This window comes from Pseudomonas sp. UF-293 (genome assembly GCF_058245595.1).
This window is the reverse complement of record NZ_JBSICA010000010.1, coordinates 110,404-127,108: the sequence shown is the minus strand read 5'-3', so window position 1 is coordinate 127,108 and position 16,705 is coordinate 110,404. Positions and strand designations below refer to the sequence as shown.

Annotated in this window: 14 protein-coding genes; 11 read left to right on the top strand and 3 right to left on the bottom strand. The window is 59.9% G+C overall.

Translation table 11 applies throughout. From position 1 onward, the window contains the following. Positions 1–3: 3 nt before the first annotated feature. The 3 genes from mupP to AC4IHP_RS13755 are packed head-to-tail and all read right to left on the bottom strand — an operon-like array spanning position 4 to position 2,771. Positions 4–675 carry an N-acetylmuramic acid 6-phosphate phosphatase MupP gene (gene mupP / locus AC4IHP_RS13765; protein WP_490831923.1) on the bottom strand — a complete coding sequence of 224 codons (672 nt, stop codon included), beginning with the start codon at positions 673–675 and terminating at the stop codon, positions 4–6. Between the two features lie 4 nt (positions 676–679). Continuing rightward, a complete protein-coding gene (gene ubiG / locus AC4IHP_RS13760) occupies positions 680–1,378 on the bottom strand; it encodes a bifunctional 2-polyprenyl-6-hydroxyphenol methylase/3-demethylubiquinol 3-O-methyltransferase UbiG (RefSeq protein WP_024013875.1) in 699 nt (232 codons plus the stop codon). 58 nt (positions 1,379–1,436) lie between these two features. Continuing rightward, complete coding sequence (locus AC4IHP_RS13755) at positions 1,437–2,771, bottom strand: TRZ/ATZ family hydrolase (RefSeq protein WP_460120640.1); 1,335 nt, start codon at positions 2,769–2,771, stop codon at positions 1,437–1,439. 108 nt (positions 2,772–2,879) lie between these two features. Between AC4IHP_RS13755 and mtnA the strand changes: the two genes are divergently transcribed. The 11 genes from mtnA to AC4IHP_RS13700 all read left to right on the top strand — a co-directional run bounded on the left by mtnA (position 2,880) and on the right by AC4IHP_RS13700 (position 16,511). After that, a complete protein-coding gene (gene mtnA / locus AC4IHP_RS13750; protein ID WP_076563766.1) occupies positions 2,880–3,956 on the top strand; it encodes an S-methyl-5-thioribose-1-phosphate isomerase in 1,077 nt (358 codons plus the stop codon). Between the two features lie 423 nt (positions 3,957–4,379). Continuing rightward, complete coding sequence (gene gyrA, locus AC4IHP_RS13745; RefSeq protein ID WP_095182243.1) at positions 4,380–7,034, top strand: DNA gyrase subunit A; 2,655 nt, start codon at positions 4,380–4,382, stop codon at positions 7,032–7,034. Between the two features lie 254 nt (positions 7,035–7,288). Further along, positions 7,289–8,374, top strand: coding sequence for a 3-phosphoserine/phosphohydroxythreonine transaminase (gene serC, locus AC4IHP_RS13740; protein ID WP_460120638.1), 1,086 nt, complete (start codon positions 7,289–7,291; stop codon positions 8,372–8,374). Then, entirely contained in the window at positions 8,374–9,468 is a 1,095-nt protein-coding gene (pheA, locus tag AC4IHP_RS13735) for a prephenate dehydratase (protein WP_016770924.1), read from the top strand. The genes serC and pheA overlap by 1 nt, the downstream gene beginning before the upstream one ends. A gap of 13 nt (positions 9,469–9,481) precedes the next feature. Beyond that, entirely contained in the window at positions 9,482–10,594 is a 1,113-nt protein-coding gene (hisC, locus tag AC4IHP_RS13730; RefSeq protein ID WP_490831922.1) for a histidinol-phosphate transaminase, read from the top strand. Positions 10,595–10,622: 28 nt separating this feature from the next. Then, positions 10,623–12,830, top strand: a complete 2,208-nt coding sequence (locus AC4IHP_RS13725) for a bifunctional prephenate dehydrogenase/3-phosphoshikimate 1-carboxyvinyltransferase (RefSeq protein WP_490831951.1) — start codon at positions 10,623–10,625, stop codon at positions 12,828–12,830. Beyond that, positions 12,827–13,516 (top strand): (d)CMP kinase, encoded by a 690-nt coding sequence (gene cmk, locus AC4IHP_RS13720; RefSeq protein ID WP_024013869.1) that lies wholly within the window; start codon positions 12,827–12,829, stop codon positions 13,514–13,516. Before AC4IHP_RS13725 ends, cmk begins: the two co-directional genes overlap by 4 nt. Before the next feature lie 119 nt (positions 13,517–13,635). Further along, entirely contained in the window at positions 13,636–15,321 is a 1,686-nt protein-coding gene (gene rpsA, locus AC4IHP_RS13715) for a 30S ribosomal protein S1 (protein ID WP_460120635.1), read from the top strand. 192 nt (positions 15,322–15,513) lie between these two features. After that, complete coding sequence (locus tag AC4IHP_RS13710; RefSeq protein ID WP_490831921.1) at positions 15,514–15,792, top strand: hypothetical protein; 279 nt, start codon at positions 15,514–15,516, stop codon at positions 15,790–15,792. Positions 15,793–15,944: 152 nt separating this feature from the next. Continuing rightward, positions 15,945–16,241 carry an integration host factor subunit beta gene (gene ihfB, locus AC4IHP_RS13705; RefSeq protein ID WP_007950920.1) on the top strand — a complete coding sequence of 99 codons (297 nt, stop codon included), beginning with the start codon at positions 15,945–15,947 and terminating at the stop codon, positions 16,239–16,241. 30 nt (positions 16,242–16,271) lie between these two features. Then, positions 16,272–16,511 (top strand): LapA family protein, encoded by a 240-nt coding sequence (locus AC4IHP_RS13700; protein ID WP_490831920.1) that lies wholly within the window; start codon positions 16,272–16,274, stop codon positions 16,509–16,511. The last annotated feature ends 194 nt before the right edge of the window (positions 16,512–16,705 follow it).

The following is a 16,705-nucleotide window of genomic DNA, read 5'->3' as shown; positions in this document are numbered from 1 at the left end:
TGATCAGCAGCTGCAAAGCGCGCTATCAAGCACCTTGCGCAATTCCAGCGGGTGATCCACCACCACGTCCGCGCCCCAATGCCGCGGATTGTCGTCCGGGTGAATGTAGCCGTAGGTCACCGCAGCGGTTTTGGTGCCGGCGTCGCGGCCCGATTCGATATCGCGCAGATCATCGCCGATAAACAGTACGGTCGACGGATCCAGATCAAGCATGTTGCAGGCGAGGATCAAAGGCTCCGGATCCGGCTTGCTGTTCTTCACATGATCCGGGCAGATCAGCAGCGCCGAACGCTCGGCCAACCCCAGACGTTGCATGATCGGCTCGGCGAAGCGCAGCGGTTTATTGGTCACCACGCCCCAGATCAGGTTGGCCTTTTCGATATCGGCGAGCAGTTCGCCCATGCCGTCGAACAGTTTGCTGTGCACCGCGCAACCGACCAGATAGCGTTCGAGAAACTCCTGGCGCAGCTCCTCGAAACCGGGCGATTCCGGATCCATCGAGAACGTCACCGCAACCATGGCCTTGGCCCCGCCGGAAATCTCGTCGCGGATGTGCTTGTCGTTGATCGGCGGCAGACCGCGATCGGCGCGCATCGCCTGGCAGATAGCGATGAAGTCCGGCGCGGTGTCGAGCAGGGTGCCGTCCATGTCGAAAAGTACCGCTCTGATGGCCATCGGCTTATTCCTCGCGCAGGGTCTGGATCATGTAGTTGACGTCAACGTCGTTGGCCAGTTTGTAGTGCTTGGTCAGCGGGTTGTAGGTCAGGCCGATGATGTCCTTGACGGTCAGGCCGGCCATGCGGCTCCACGCACCGAGCTCCGACGGGCGGATGAATTTCTTGAAGTCGTGGGTGCCGCGTGGCAGCAGCTTCATGATGTATTCGGCGCCGATGATCGCGAACAGATACGCTTTCGGGTTGCGGTTGATGGTCGAGAAGAACACCTGGCCGCCCGGCTTGACCATGCGGAAGCAGGCGCGGATCACCGAGGATGGATCCGGCACGTGTTCGAGCATTTCCAGGCAGGTGACCACGTCGAACTGCTCGGGCATTTCGTCGGCGAGGGCTTCGGCGGTGATCTGGCGATATTCGACGCTGACACCGGATTCCAGCTGATGCAGTTGTGCGACCGCCAGCGGCGCTTCGCCCATGTCGATGCCCATCACCGTGGCGCCACGCTGGGCCATGGCTTCGCTGAGAATGCCGCCGCCGCAACCGACGTCGAGGACTTTCTTGCCGGCCAGATTGACTCGTTCGTCGATCCAGTTGACCCGCAGCGGGTTGATGTCGTGCAGCGGCTTGAATTCGCTTTCACGGTCCCACCAGCGATGGGCCAGGGCCTCGAATTTGGCGATTTCGGCGTGGTCGACGTTGCTCATGTTCAATTCCTCGAAAAACCTGAAAAGGGCTGTAGCCGCGGAGATTGCGCCGCGGTGTTTACGATTCGGTGTGGCCGCTGATGCGCTGGCCCCAGTGGCGGGCGGTCGCGCCCAACTGTTGTTCGTCCATGCGGGTCAGGCGCCGGTCGTCGAGCAGTTGCCTGCCAGCGACCCACAGGTGTTTCACGCAATCACGCCCGGTGGCATAAATCAGCTGCGACACCGGGTCATACACCGGTTGCTGCGCCAGCCCGGACAGGTCGAAAGCGACGATGTCCGCAGCTTTGCCGATCTCCAACGAGCCGACCTGCGCCTCGATCCCCAGCGCACGGGCGCCATTGAGAGTGGCCATGCGCAAGGCGCGGTGGGCGTCCAGCGCGGTGGCGGAACCGGCGACGGCCTTGGCCAGCAGGGCAGCGGTGCGAGTTTCGCCGAGCAGATCGAGATCATTGTTGCTCGCCGCGCCATCGGTGCCGACGGCGACGTTCACCCCAGCCTGCCACAAACGCTCGACCGGGCAGAAGCCGCTGGCCAGTTTGAGGTTGGACTCCGGGCAGTGGATCACGCTGCTGTTGCTTTCTACCAGCAGCGCGAGGTCTTCATCGCTGATCTGGGTCATGTGCACCGCCTGGAAGCGCGGGCCGAGCAGGCCAAGGCGGCCGAGCCGAGCCAGTGGCCGCTCACCGGTCTGCTCGACGGCCTGCTGCACTTCGAAAGCGGTCTCGTGCACGTGCATGTGTATCGCGGCGTCCAGTTCCTCGGCGATCACCCTGATTTTTTCCAGATTCTCATCACCGACGGTGTAGGGTGCATGCGGGCCAAAAGTGATCTTGATGCGCTCGTGATGCTTGAGGTCGCCGAACAATTCGACGCCCTGACGAATGGCTTCGTCGGCGTTGCTGGCGCCCGGAATCGGGAAATCGAGGATCGGAATGGCGATCTGCGCGCGGATACCGCTGTTGTGTACGCGCTCGCTGGCGACTTTCGGGAAGAAATACATGTCCGAGAAACAGCTGATGCCGCCCTTGATCTGCTCGGCAATGGCCAGGTCGGTACCGTCGCGGACGAAATCTTCATCGACCCATTTGCCCTCGGCCGGCCAGATATGATTTTCCAGCCAGGTCATTAATGGCAGATCGTCGGCCAGGCCACGGAACAGCGTCATCGCCGCATGGCCGTGGGCGTTGATCAGCCCTGGTGCCAACAGAACATCCGGCAGTTCACGGATTTCTGTCGCGTTACACTTCAATGCTTCGGCGCGCGGGCCGATAAACACGATGCAACCGTCACGGATGCCCAGGCCGTGCTCCTTGAGCACCACGCCTGCCGGTTCAACGGGGACCAGCCAGGTCGGCAGCAATAACAGGTCGAGCGCAATGGCAGGTTTCGGCATCGAGGGTCGGTTCCAGTGCTTTTGTAAAGGATGGCGAAGTATACCCGAGCGTCTTCGCGGGGGGATCGCTATAATCGGCGGCTTTTGATCATGAGTGCGGGGTGTGGGATGCGCGATCGACTGTTGGCTGCGGAGAAAGTGAAGGCCATCGATTGGCGTGATGGCGCGCTGCACCTGCTGGATCAGCGTATTTTGCCGTTCGAGGAAAACTGGATCGCCTACACCAGCGCCGCCGGCGTGGCCGAAGCGATTCGCTCGATGGTCGTGCGTGGCGCACCGGCCATCGGTATCAGCGCGGCCTATGGCATCGTCCTCGCAGCGCGGGCGCGGATTGCCGAAGGCGGCGACTGGTATGCGGCGCTGGAAGAGGATTTTGCCCTGCTCGCCGATTCGCGTCCGACCGCGGTCAATCTGTTCTGGGCGCTAGGCCGCATGCACGATCGCCTGGATCGCCTGAAAAGCAACGCCGATCCTCTGGCCGCGCTGGAAGCCGAAGCTATTGCCATTCACGAAAGTGATCGCGAGGCCAACCTGACCATGGCGCAGCTTGGCGTCGATCTGATTCGCAAGCATCAGGGCAACGCTCAGGCGATTCTGACCCACTGCAACACCGGCGCGCTGGCCACCGGCGGGTTCGGTACCGCGCTGGGGGTGATCCGCGCAGCTTATATAGAAGGCATGGTCGAGCGCGTTTACGCCGATGAAACCCGGCCGTGGCTGCAAGGCTCGCGCCTGACCGCGTGGGAACTGGCCAACGAAGGCATCCCGGTAACCCTGAACGCCGACTCCGCCGCCGCGCACATCATGAAAACCAAAGGCGTGACCTGGGTGATCGTCGGCGCCGACCGCATCACCGCCAATGGCGACGTGGCGAACAAGATCGGCACCTATCAACTGGCAGTCAACGCCATGCACCACGGCGTGCGCTTCATGGTCGTGGCGCCAAGTTCGACCATCGACATGAACCTGGCCAGCGGCGATGACATTCCGATCGAAGAACGTGATGGCGCCGAACTGCTGGAAGTCGGTGGCAAGCGCGTCGGCGCCGATGTTGAAGCGTTCAACCCGGTGTTTGATGTCACCCCGGCGGATCTGATCGATGCGATCGTCACCGAGAAAGGCATCGTCGAACGCCCGGATACCGCGAAAATGGCCCAGCTTATGTGCCGCAAGCGCCTGCATTGACAGGCTTTGGTCTTGCAGCGAGCCCTTCGCGAGCAGGCTCGCTCCCACAGGTTTTGTGATCGCCGCAGACCCGTGTGGGAGCGAGCCTGCTCGCGAAGAGGTCGGTAATGTCAATAAACATCGCTAATTCAACCCCCGATTTCACATTCAACCAAGCTCTGAGCCTCTCTCGTCCCTCTCAAGCCTGTCATCAGTCAACTAACTATGCTCCATGCGCATCTGGGGGATAGGTGCGTGGCGGCCTTTGTGATAACATCCGGCGTTTTCCGAGGCGGCTCCACGGAGCTGTCTTTACTGCGCAAATCCGCGATCCAATGTTGATTTGTCGTAAGTCGGCGCATGGCACTCGGCCGGCCCCGACGAGCTTCGTTGCTCCCACATGGATATGACGAAGTTTCACCAGAAAAAGGAATCAGGCTTCTCATGGGCGAACTGGCCAAAGAAATCCTCCCGGTCAATATCGAAGACGAGCTGAAACAGTCCTACCTCGACTACGCAATGAGCGTGATCGTCGGCCGTGCACTGCCGGATGCGCGCGATGGCCTCAAGCCCGTGCACCGTCGCGTACTGTTCGCGATGAGCGAGCTGGGCAACGACTACAACAAGCCGTACAAGAAATCTGCCCGTGTCGTCGGCGACGTGATCGGTAAGTATCACCCGCACGGTGACACTGCCGTGTACGACACCATCGTTCGTATGGCCCAGCCTTTCTCCCTGCGCTACCTGCTGGTCGACGGCCAGGGCAACTTCGGTTCGGTCGACGGCGACAACGCTGCGGCCATGCGATACACCGAAGTGCGCATGACCAAGCTGGCGCACGAGCTGCTGGCTGACCTGCACAAGGAAACCGTGGACTGGGTGCCGAACTACGACGGCACCGAACTGATCCCGGCGGTCATGCCGACCCGTGTACCGAACCTGCTGGTCAACGGTTCCAGCGGTATCGCCGTAGGTATGGCGACCAACATTCCGCCGCACAACCTCGGTGAAGTCATCGACGGTTGCCTGGCCCTCATCGACAATCCTGAGCTGACCGTCGATGAGCTGATGCAATACATTCCCGGTCCGGACTTCCCGACGGCTGCGATCATCAACGGTCGCGCCGGCATCATCGAAGCCTACCGCACCGGTCGCGGACGCATTTACATGCGTGCCCGCTCGATCATCGAAGACATCGACAAGGTCGGTGGCCGTCAGCAGATCGTCATCACCGAACTGCCTTACCAGCTGAACAAGGCACGTCTGATCGAGAAGATCGCCGAGCTGGTCAAAGAGAAGAAGCTCGAAGGCATCACCGAGCTGCGCGACGAGTCCGACAAGGACGGTATGCGCGTCGTGATCGAACTGCGTCGCGGCGAAGTGCCAGAGGTGATTCTCAACAACCTCTACGCCCAGACCCAGCTGCAATCGGTGTTCGGTATCAACATCGTCGCGCTGATCGACGGCCGCCCACGTATCCTCAACCTCAAGGATCTGCTGGAAGCCTTCGTCCGTCACCGTCGCGAAGTGGTCACCCGTCGTACCGTGTTCGAACTGCGCAAGGCGCGCGAGCGTGGGCACATTCTCGAAGGCCAGGCCGTTGCGCTGTCGAACATCGACCCGGTGATCGCCCTGATCAAGGCTTCGCCAACGCCGTCGGAAGCCAAGGAAGCGCTGATCAGCACGCCTTGGGAGTCCTCGGCTGTGGTGGCGATGGTTGAACGCGCCGGTGCCGATTCGTGCCGTCCGGAAAACCTCGATCCGCAATATGGCCTGCGCGAAGGCAAGTACTTCCTCTCGCCAGAACAGGCGCAAGCCATTCTGGAACTGCGCCTGCACCGCCTGACCGGTCTGGAGCACGAGAAGCTGCTGGCCGAGTATCAAGAGATCCTCAACCAGATCGGCGAGTTGATCCGCATCCTCAACAGCGCTGTGCGCCTGATGGAAGTGATCCGCGAAGAACTGGAAGTGATCCGCGCCGAATACGGCGACGTGCGTCGCACCGAAATTCTCGATGCCCGTCTCGACCTGACCCTGGGTGACATGATCCCGGAAGAAGAGCGCGTCGTGACCATTTCCCATGGTGGCTACGCCAAGACCCAGCCGCTGGCTGCGTACCAGGCTCAGCGTCGTGGCGGCAAAGGCAAATCCGCCACCGGCGTCAAGGACGAGGACTACATCGCTCACCTGCTGGTCGCCAACAGCCACACCACGCTGCTGCTGTTCTCCAGCAAGGGCAAGGTGTACTGGCTCAAGACCTACGAAATTCCGGAAGCATCCCGCGCGGCCCGTGGTCGTCCGCTGGTCAACCTGCTGCCGCTGGATGACGGTGAATACATCACCACCATGCTGCCGGTCGAGGAATACACCGAAGGTCACTACATCTTCATGGCCACCGCCAACGGCACTGTGAAGAAGACCCCGCTGGAATCCTTCAGCCGTCAGCGCAGCGTCGGTCTGATCGCGCTGGAGCTGGACGAGGGCGACGTGCTGATCTCTGCGGCCATCACCGATGGCGAGCGCGAAGTGATGCTGTTCTCCGACGGCGGCAAGGTTACCCGCTTCAAAGAGTCCGATGTACGTGCGATGGGCCGTACCGCTCGCGGTGTGCGCGGCATGCGTCTGCCGGAAGGGCAGAAGCTGATTTCCATGCTGATCCCGGAAGAAGGCAGCCAGATCCTCACCGCTTCCGAGCGCGGTTATGGCAAGCGCACCGCGATCACTGAGTTCCCTGAGTACAAGCGTGGCGGCCAGGGCGTGATCGCCATGGTCAGCAACGAGCGTAACGGCCGTCTGGTCGGCGCGGTACAGGTGCTCGACGGCGAAGAAATCATGCTGATCTCCGATCAGGGCACCCTGGTACGTACCCGTGTCGGCGAAGTGTCGAGCCTGGGCCGTAATACTCAGGGCGTGACGCTGATCAAGCTGGCCAAGGATGAAACCCTGGTCGGGCTGGAGCGGGTTCAGGAGCCTTCGGAAATCGAAGGCGAAGAGCTCGAAGGTGAAGAGGGCGAGGAAATCGCAGGCACCGTCGGTATCGACGAGGCCGCAGACGACCAGCAACTCGACGCCGCAGCAGACGAAGAACCGCAGGAATAAGCGGACAAACGAGGGGGCGGATGAGAATTCGCCCCCTTGTTATTTGTCCGGTATGAATTTTCGAGAGGTCCCTGTAGGAGCTGCCGAAGGCTGCGATCTTTTGATCTTGCTTTTCGGGGTGAAGATCAAAAGATCGCAGCCTTCGGCAGCTCCTACAGGCTAGATGTTCGGATGCCAGAATGTGCACATTCGCCTATGTGCAGCATCAGCGATTTACAGTTTTTGTGTATCACCAAATCAGAGCGAGATTGGATGTGAGCAAGCGAGCCTATAACTTCTGCGCCGGCCCGGCGGCGCTGCCTGAAGCTGTCCTGCAGCGCGCCCAGGGTGAACTCCTTGATTGGCACGGCAAGGGTCTGTCGGTCATGGAAATGAGCCATCGCAGCGATGAGTTCGTGTCCATCGCCACCCAGGCCGAGCAGGATCTGCGTGACCTGCTGAATATCCCGTCGAACTACAAAGTGCTGTTTCTGCAGGGCGGCGCCAGCCAGCAGTTCGCGCAGATCCCGCTGAACCTGTTGCCTGAAGGCGGCTCGGCCGACTACATCGACACCGGTATCTGGTCGCAGAAAGCCATCGAAGAAGCCTCGCGTTACGGTCACGTCAACGTTGCTGCCACTGCCAAGCCTTACGACTATTTCGCCATTCCCGGCCAGAACGAGTGGAACCTGTCGAAAGACGCCGCGTACGTTCACTACGCGCCGAACGAAACCATCGGCGGTCTGGAATTTCAGTGGATCCCGCAAACCGGTGATGTACCGCTGGTGGCGGACATGTCTTCGGACATCCTCTCGCGCCCGGTCGATATTTCGCGTTTCGGCATGATCTACGCCGGCGCGCAGAAGAACATCGGCCCGAGCGGCATCGTCGTCAACATCATCCGCGAAGACCTGCTCGGCAAAGCGCGCTCGCTGTGCCCGACCATGCTTAATTACAAGGTCGCGGCCGATAATGGCTCGATGTACAACACCCCGCCGACGCTGGCCTGGTACTTGTCCGGCCTGGTGTTCCAGTGGCTGAAAGAGCAGGGCGGCGTCGAAGCGATCGCCAAGCTCAACGACGTCAAGCAGCGCACCCTGTACGACTTCATCGACGCCAGCGGTCTCTACAGCAACCCGATCAACAAGTCGGATCGCTCGTGGATGAACGTGCCGTTCCGTCTCGCTGACGATCGTCTGGACAAGCCGTTCCTTGTCGGTGCCGACGAGCGCGGTCTGCTCAACCTCAAGGGCCACCGTTCGGTGGGCGGCATGCGCGCCTCCATCTACAACGCCGTCGACATCACTGCGGTCAACGCGCTGGTGGCGTACATGGCGGAATTCGAGAAGGAACACGGCTGATGTCCGAGCAAGAACTCAAGGCACTGCGCGTTCGCATCGACGCTCTGGACACCAAAGTCCTCGAGCTGATCAGTGAGCGTGCGCGTTGCGCCCAGGAAGTCGCCCGCGTGAAGATGGCCTCGCTGGCCGAAGGCGAAGTGCCGGTGTTCTATCGTCCCGAGCGCGAAGCTCAGGTGCTCAAGCGCGTGATGGAGCGCAATCAGGGGCCGCTGGGCAACGAAGAAATGGCGCGGCTGTTCCGCGAAATCATGTCCTCGTGCCTGGCTCTGGAGCAGCCACTGAAAGTGGCTTATCTCGGTCCTGAAGGCACTTTCACCCAAGCGGCAGCGATGAAACACTTCGGCCATGCGGTGATCAGCAAGCCAATGGCGGCAATCGACGAAGTGTTCCGTGAAGTCGCTGCCGGTGCGGTGAATTTCGGCGTGGTGCCGGTGGAAAACTCCACCGAAGGCGCGGTCAACCACACGCTGGACAGCTTTCTCGAGCACGACATGGTGATCTGTGGCGAAGTCGAGTTGCGCATCCACCACCATCTGCTGGTCGGCGAAAACACCAAGACCGACAGCATCAGTCGCATCTATTCCCACGCGCAGTCGCTGGCCCAGTGCCGCAAGTGGCTGGACGCGCATTACCCCAATGTCGAGCGCGTCGCGGTGTCGAGCAACGCCGAAGCGGCCAAGCGGGTCAAGGGTGAGTGGAACTCGGCGGCGATCGCTGGCGATATGGCTGCGGGGCTGTACGGTCTGACGCGTCTGGCCGAGAAAATCGAAGATCGTCCGGACAACTCGACGCGCTTCCTGATGATCGGTAACCAGGAAGTGCCGCCGACCGGCGACGACAAGACCTCGATCATCGTGTCGATGAGCAACAAGCCCGGCGCGCTTCATGAGCTGCTGGTGCCGTTCCACGACAATGGTATCGACCTGACCCGCATCGAAACCCGTCCGTCGCGCAGCGGCAAATGGACCTACGTGTTCTTCATCGACTTCGTCGGCCATCACCGTGATCCGTTGATCAAAGGTGTGCTGGAAAAGATCAGTCAGGAAGCAGTAGCACTCAAAGTGCTGGGTTCCTACCCGAAAGCAGTTCTCTAAGGGGCGGTAGCAAATGAGTGGCAACTTCCTCGCTCTGGCACAGCCGGGCGTGCAACAACTTTCGCCGTACGTTCCGGGCAAGCCGGTGGACGAACTGGCGCGCGAGCTGGATCTGGATCCGGCAAAAATCGTCAAACTGGCGAGCAACGAAAACCCACTGGGCGCCAGTCCGAAGGCGCTGGCGGCAATTCGCGATGAGCTGGCCGAGCTGACCCGCTACCCGGACGGCAATGGCTTCGCCCTGAAGTCTTTGCTCGCCGAGCAGTGCCGAGTCGAGCTGAATCAGGTCACCCTGGGCAATGGCTCCAACGATATTCTTGAGTTGGTTGCGCGTGCCTATCTGGCACCGGGCCTGAATGCCGTGTTCAGCGAGCACGCTTTCGCGGTATATCCAATTGCTACCCAAGCCGTTGGCGCACAAGCCAAGGTGGTTCCGGCCAAGGATTGGGGGCATGACCTGCCGGCCATGCTCGCAGCCATCGATGCCAACACTCGCGTGGTGTTCATCGCCAACCCGAACAACCCGACCGGCACCTGGTTCGGGGCCGAAGCGCTGGACGAATTCCTGCAGGACGTTCCCGAGCATGTGCTGGTAGTCCTCGACGAGGCCTACATCGAGTACGCCGAAGGCAGTGATTTGCCGGACGGTCTCGACTTCCTCGCGGCGTATCCGAACCTGCTGGTGTCGCGCACCTTCTCCAAGGCCTATGGTCTGGCCGCGCTGCGCGTCGGTTATGGCTTGTCGACGCCTGTGGTGGCGGACGTGCTGAACCGCGTTCGTCAGCCATTCAACGTCAACAGCCTCGCGTTGGCGGCGGCGTGTGCGGCGCTGAAGGACGAGGAATATCTGGCGCAAAGCCGTCAGCTCAACGAATCCGGCATGCAGCAGCTGCAGGATGGCTTCCGCGAGCTGGGGCTGGGCTGGATCGAGTCCAAAGGCAACTTCATCTGCGTCGATCTCGGCCAGGTCGCAGCGCCGATTTTTCAGGGCTTGCTGCGCGAAGGCGTGATCGTGCGTCCGGTGGCCAATTACGGCATGCCGAACCACCTGCGGGTGACCATCGGTCTGCCGGCAGAAAACAGCCGTTTCCTTGAGGCGCTGCGCAAGGTTCTGGCTCGTGGTTGATGTCACTGCGCTGCAACCTGCTGCACCTATGATCGGTCGCCTTGTGGTGGTCGGTCTGGGGTTGATCGGTGGTTCGTTTGCCAAGGGTTTGCGTGAAAGCGGCCTGTGCCGTGAAGTGGTCGGCGTCGATCTGGACACGCAATCGCGCAAGCTCGCCGTTGAGCTGGGTGTGGTCGATCGCTGCGAAGACGACTTGGCGGCGGCTTGCGTCGGTGCCGATGTGATTCAGCTGGCGGTGCCGATTCTGGCCATGGAAAAGCTGCTCGCGCGTCTGGCTGTCATGGATCTGGGGCAGGCGATTCTTACGGATGTCGGCAGTGCCAAAGGCAACGTGGTGCGCGCGGCGACCGAAGCGTTCGGCGGCATGCCGTCGCGTTTCGTCCCCGGGCACCCGATTGCCGGTTCCGAGCAGAGCGGGGTGGAAGCCTCGAATGCCGAACTGTTCCGTCGGCACAAGGTGATCCTGACGCCGCTCGAGCAAACCGATCCTGCCGCGCTGGCGGTGGTCGATCGTCTCTGGCGCGAACTGGGCGCCGATGTCGAGCACATGCAGGTCGAGCGTCACGATGAAGTGCTTGCCGCGACCAGCCATCTGCCGCACCTGCTGGCCTTCGGTCTGGTCGATTCATTGGCCAAGCGCAATGAAAATCTGGAGATCTTCCGTTACGCTGCCGGTGGTTTTCGCGATTTCACAAGAATCGCCGGAAGCGACCCGGTGATGTGGCACGACATCTTCCTCGCCAACCGCGAGGCTGTCCTGCGCACACTCGATACATTTCGCAGCGACCTCGACGCCTTGCGCGACGCGGTCGATGCAGGGGATGGGCACCAATTGTTGGGCGTTTTCACGCGCGCCCGGGTTGCCCGCGAGCATTTCAGTAAAATCCTGGCCCGCAGGGCCTATGTGGACGCTATGAATTCCAACGATCTGATCTTCCTGGCTCAACCTGGTGGCCGCCTGTCCGGTCGGATTCGCGTACCGGGTGACAAATCGATTTCCCACCGTTCGATCATGCTCGGCTCGCTGGCCGAAGGCGTCACCGAAGTCGAAGGCTTCCTCGAGGGCGAAGACGCCCTGGCGACCTTGCAGGCATTCCGCGACATGGGCGTGGTCATCGAAGGCCCGCACCACGGCCGCGTGACCATTCACGGTGTCGGCCTGCACGGCCTGAAACCTGCGCCGGGCCCGATCTATCTGGGCAACTCCGGCACCTCGATGCGTCTGCTCTCCGGCCTGCTGGCGGCGCAGAACTTCGACAGTGTTTTGACGGGTGATGCCTCGCTTTCGAAGCGTCCGATGAACCGCGTGGCCAATCCTTTGCGGGAAATGGGTGCAGTCATCGAAACCGCTGCTGAGGGTCGTCCACCGATGACCATTCGCGGTGGCCACAAGCTCAAGGGTCTGACCTACACCATGCCGATGGCCAGTGCCCAGGTGAAATCCTGTCTGCTGCTTGCCGGTCTGTATGCCGAAGGCAAGACCACCGTCACCGAGCCGGCACCGACCCGCGACCACACCGAGCGCATGCTGCGCGGCTTCGGCTACTCGGTCAGCGTCGACGGTGCCACGGCTTCTGTCGAGTCCGGCGGCAAGCTCTGCGCAACTCACATCGAAGTGCCTGGCGATATCTCGTCGTCGGCGTTCTTCCTGGTCGCGGCCTCGATTGCCGAAGGTTCCGAACTGGTGCTTGAACATGTCGGCATCAACCCGACCCGCACTGGCGTGATCGATATCCTGCGCCTGATGGGTGCCGATATCACTCTGGAAAACCAGCGCGAAGTCGGTGGCGAGCCAGTGGCTGACTTGCGCGTGCGGGCAGCTAAACTCAAGGGTATCGAGATTCCGGAAGAACTGGTGCCGCTGGCGATCGACGAATTCCCGGTACTGTTCGTTGCTGCTGCATGCGCCGAAGGGCGTACCGTGCTGACCGGCGCCGAAGAGCTGCGGGTCAAGGAGTCCGACCGGATTCAGGTCATGGCGGACGGTTTGCTGGCGCTGGGCGTCAAGTGCGAACCGACCCCGGACGGCATCATCATCGACGGCGGCCAGATCGGCGGCGGTGAAGTGCACGGTCACGGCGACCACCGTATCGCCATGGCCTTCAGCGTCGCTTCTTTGCGCGCTACCGCACCGATCCGCATCCACGATTGCGCCAACGTCGCGACCTCGTTCCCCAACTTCCTTGCGCTGTGCGGGCAAGTCGGCATTCGTGTGGCACAAGAGGCTCAGTCGTGAAAAACATTGCACCGGTCATCACCATCGATGGGCCAAGTGGCTCCGGCAAAGGCACGGTCGCCGGGATTCTGGCCAAGCGTCTGGGCTGGAACCTGCTGGATTCCGGTGCGCTGTATCGCTTGCTCGCGTTCGCTGCGCACAACCATGGCGTCGACCTGACCAATGAAGAGCTGCTGAAGACATTGGCCGCTCATCTGGATGTGCAGTTTATCGCCGCGACGGAAGGTCAGCTGCAGCGGATCATTCTCGAAGGCGACGAAGTCAGCGATGTCATTCGCACCGAAAGCGTCGGTTCCGGCGCCTCGCAAGTAGCCGCGCTGCCCGCCGTGCGCGAGGCGCTGCTGCAGCGCCAGCGTGCGTTCCAGGAAGCGCCGGGGCTGGTGGCGGACGGTCGCGACATGGGCACGGTGGTATTTCCGGATGCACCGCTGAAGATTTTCCTGACCGCCAGTGCCGAGGAGCGGGCGCGCCGTCGATATTTGCAGTTGAAGGGCAAAGTCGAGGGTGTTAGTCTGTCGAGTCTGCTAGATGAGATCCGTGCACGCGATGAGCGTGACACCCAGCGCGCAGTAGCCCCGCTCAAGCCGGCGGCCGACGCGATTCAGCTGGATTCCACGGAGCTTTCCATCGATCAGGTGCTTGAACGCATCATGAGCGAGATCGCCATTCGCGATATCGCCGGGTGACCAAGAGGGCCGCAGGGGACCAGTCATAGTCCTGCGGTGCTTCTTTTAAATGAAACTAACCCACACCGTCTGGGGTGTGGAGATGGGCGTTTACTTCGCCCTCATCTACAGGAATTAAAATGAGCGAAAGCTTTGCGGAACTCTTTGAAGAAAGCCTGAAAACCCTGAACCTTCAGGCAGGCTCCATCATCACCGGTGTTATCGTTGATATCGATTACCAGGCTCGCTGGGTAACCGTTCACGCTGGTCTGAAGTCTGAAGCACTCATCCCGCTTGAGCAGTTCTACAACGATGCTGGCGAACTGAACATCAACGTTGGTGATGAAGTTCACGTTGCTCTGGATTCGGTTGAAGACGGCTTTGGCGAAACCAAGCTGTCCCGTGAAAAAGCCAAGCGCGCTGAATGCTGGATCGTTCTGGAAGCAGCCTTCGCAGCCGAGGAAGTGGTCAAGGGCGTTATCAACGGTAAGGTTAAAGGCGGCTTCACTGTCGACGTTAACGGCATCCGTGCGTTCCTGCCAGGTTCCCTGGTTGACGTCCGTCCAGTGCGCGACACCACGCACCTGGAAGGCAAAGAGCTGGAATTCAAGGTCATCAAGCTGGACCAGAAGCGCAACAACGTTGTCGTTTCCCGTCGCAGCGTCCTCGAAGCCGAGAACTCCGCCGAGCGTGAAGCTCTGCTGGAATCCCTGCAGGAAGGCCAGCAAGTCAAAGGTATCGTCAAAAACCTCACCGATTACGGCGCATTCGTCGATCTGGGTGGCGTGGACGGCCTGCTGCACATCACCGACATGGCCTGGAAGCGCATCAAGCATCCTTCCGAGATCGTCAACGTTGGTGACGAAATCGACGTCAAGGTTCTGAAATACGATCGCGAACGCAACCGTGTTTCCCTGGGTCTGAAGCAACTGGGTGAAGATCCATGGGTTGCTATCAAAGCCCGTTACCCAGAAGGCACTCGCGTTACCGCTCGTGTAACCAACCTGACCGACTACGGCTGCTTCGCTGAGCTGGAAGAAGGCGTTGAAGGTCTGGTACACGTTTCGGAAATGGACTGGACCAACAAGAACATCCACCCTTCGAAAGTCGTACAAGTCGGCGACGAAGTGGAAGTCATGGTTCTGGACATCGACGAAGAGCGTCGTCGTATCTCCCTGGGCATCAAGCAGTGCAAGTCGAACCCATGGGAAGACTTCTCTGGCCAGTTCAACAAGGGCGACAAGATCTCCGGCACCATCAAGTCGATCACCGATTTCGGTATCTTCATTGGTCTGGACGGCGGCATCGACGGTCTGGTTCACCTGTCCGACATCTCCTGGAACGAAGTGGGCGAAGAAGCCGTGCGTCGTTTCAAGAAGGGCGACGAGCTGGATACCGTCATCCTGTCGGTTGACCCAGAGCGCGAGCGCATCTCCCTGGGCATCAAGCAACTGGAAAGCGATCCGTTCTCCGAGTACGTCTCGGTTAACGACAAGGGCGCTATCGTGACCGGTACCGTGAAAGAAGTTGACGCCAAAGGCGCCATCATCGTTCTGGCCGACGACATCGAAGCTACCCTGAAAGCCTCCGAAATCAGCCGTGACCGCGTTGAAGACGCGCGCAACGTTCTGAAAGAAGGCCAGGAAGTTGAAGCCAAGATCATCAGCGTTGATCGCAAGAGCCGCGTAATCCAGCTCTCGATCAAGTCGAAAGACGATGCTGAAGAGAAAGAAGCCATCCAGAGCCTGAAAACCGCTCCGGAAGGCGAAGCAGCTGACACCACTATGGCGGCACTGCTGCGTCAAGCAATGGCCAAACAGAACTGAGTTCTGCTTGATCATGAAAAAGGGCGACTTCGGTCGCCCTTTTTTGTGTCTGCGATTTGGTCTTTGTACGTGCGTGCATGAAACCAATGCTGACGCCTGCGGGTCTGTTTCTTTAATCGGATCAATCGCCTATTCGCGACTAAGCTTGGTCTTGAGCATTAGTCGTCGGGCTTGCCTGGCATAAGGAAGTGGATGAACAAGTTACTTGTTGTTGCAGTGGTCTTGGTGTTGGCAGGTTGCACCACCAGTGCGAAAACCCATGCGGTGCGCGGCGTCAGTGGTATCGAGGTCGATTGCTCCGGCTTGGGGTCCGGTTGGGAAAAGTGCCAGAAGCGTGCAGCGAAGGAGTGCAAAGGCAAGGGCTACAAGGTCATCACCCGTTCTGACGATGCCAAAGATGAAGACGAATACCCGTTTGGCTTTAATCCGGCGGGCTTCGTAACCCGGACCATGCTGGTGATGTGTCGTTAGGCTCGTAGTGATCCGACGCGCCAATGCGATGCCCTGAAAATGGGCGTTTTGACGCAGGGAAAGATATGTCAATCCCTGGGCTGTTCAAAATCTTCCGGGCATGCTAAAACCTTCAAGCGCTGATCTAGCTGCTTGAAAAAGAAGGGAAAAATATGACGAAGTCGGAGTTGATCGAACGAATTGTCACCCATCAAGGGCTACTCTCATCCAAAGATGTGGAGCTGGCCATCAAGACCATGCTTGAACAAATGTCTCAGTGCCTCGCCACCGGTGATCGTATCGAGATCCGTGGTTTCGGCAGCTTCTCCCTGCACTACCGCGCACCGCGCGTCGGCCGCAATCCAAAGACCGGCCAGTCGGTAAGTCTGGACGGTAAATTCGTTCCGCACTTCAAGCCGGGTAAAGAATTGCGTGACCGCGTGAATGAGGAAGAGGAGGAGGGCGCTTGATCTTCGCTATTCAAATTCAAGGGGGCGTGAATGCGTAACCTCAAACGCATACTGCTTGGCATTTTTCTTCTGCTGATGGTTCTGGTAGTTCTGGCGTTTGTGCTGGAAAACCAGCAATCGGTTTCGCTTTTGTTTCTGGGTTTTGCCGGCCCACAACTGCCGGTGTCGGTTATTGCAGTGTTGGCGTTGCTGATCGGCATGCTCATCGGTCCAATTTTGGGCTGGTTTCTTGGACGCTCGTCCAGAGCTGCACGCAAGCGACTGGTCTAAAGGCGACAGGCGCACGGCATCTGTCGAAATTGCGCCTCAGCCTGTCTTTATCCATTAGTAAAAGCATCATTAAGCTGTAAAATGCGTCCCTTGTTCGATCGTGCCGTATTGCATGTCGATTCAGACTGACTCTGACGGATGCCAACTGATAGTGGCCTCTGCATTCATGGATTAGACCGCGCTCGCTGGCAGCG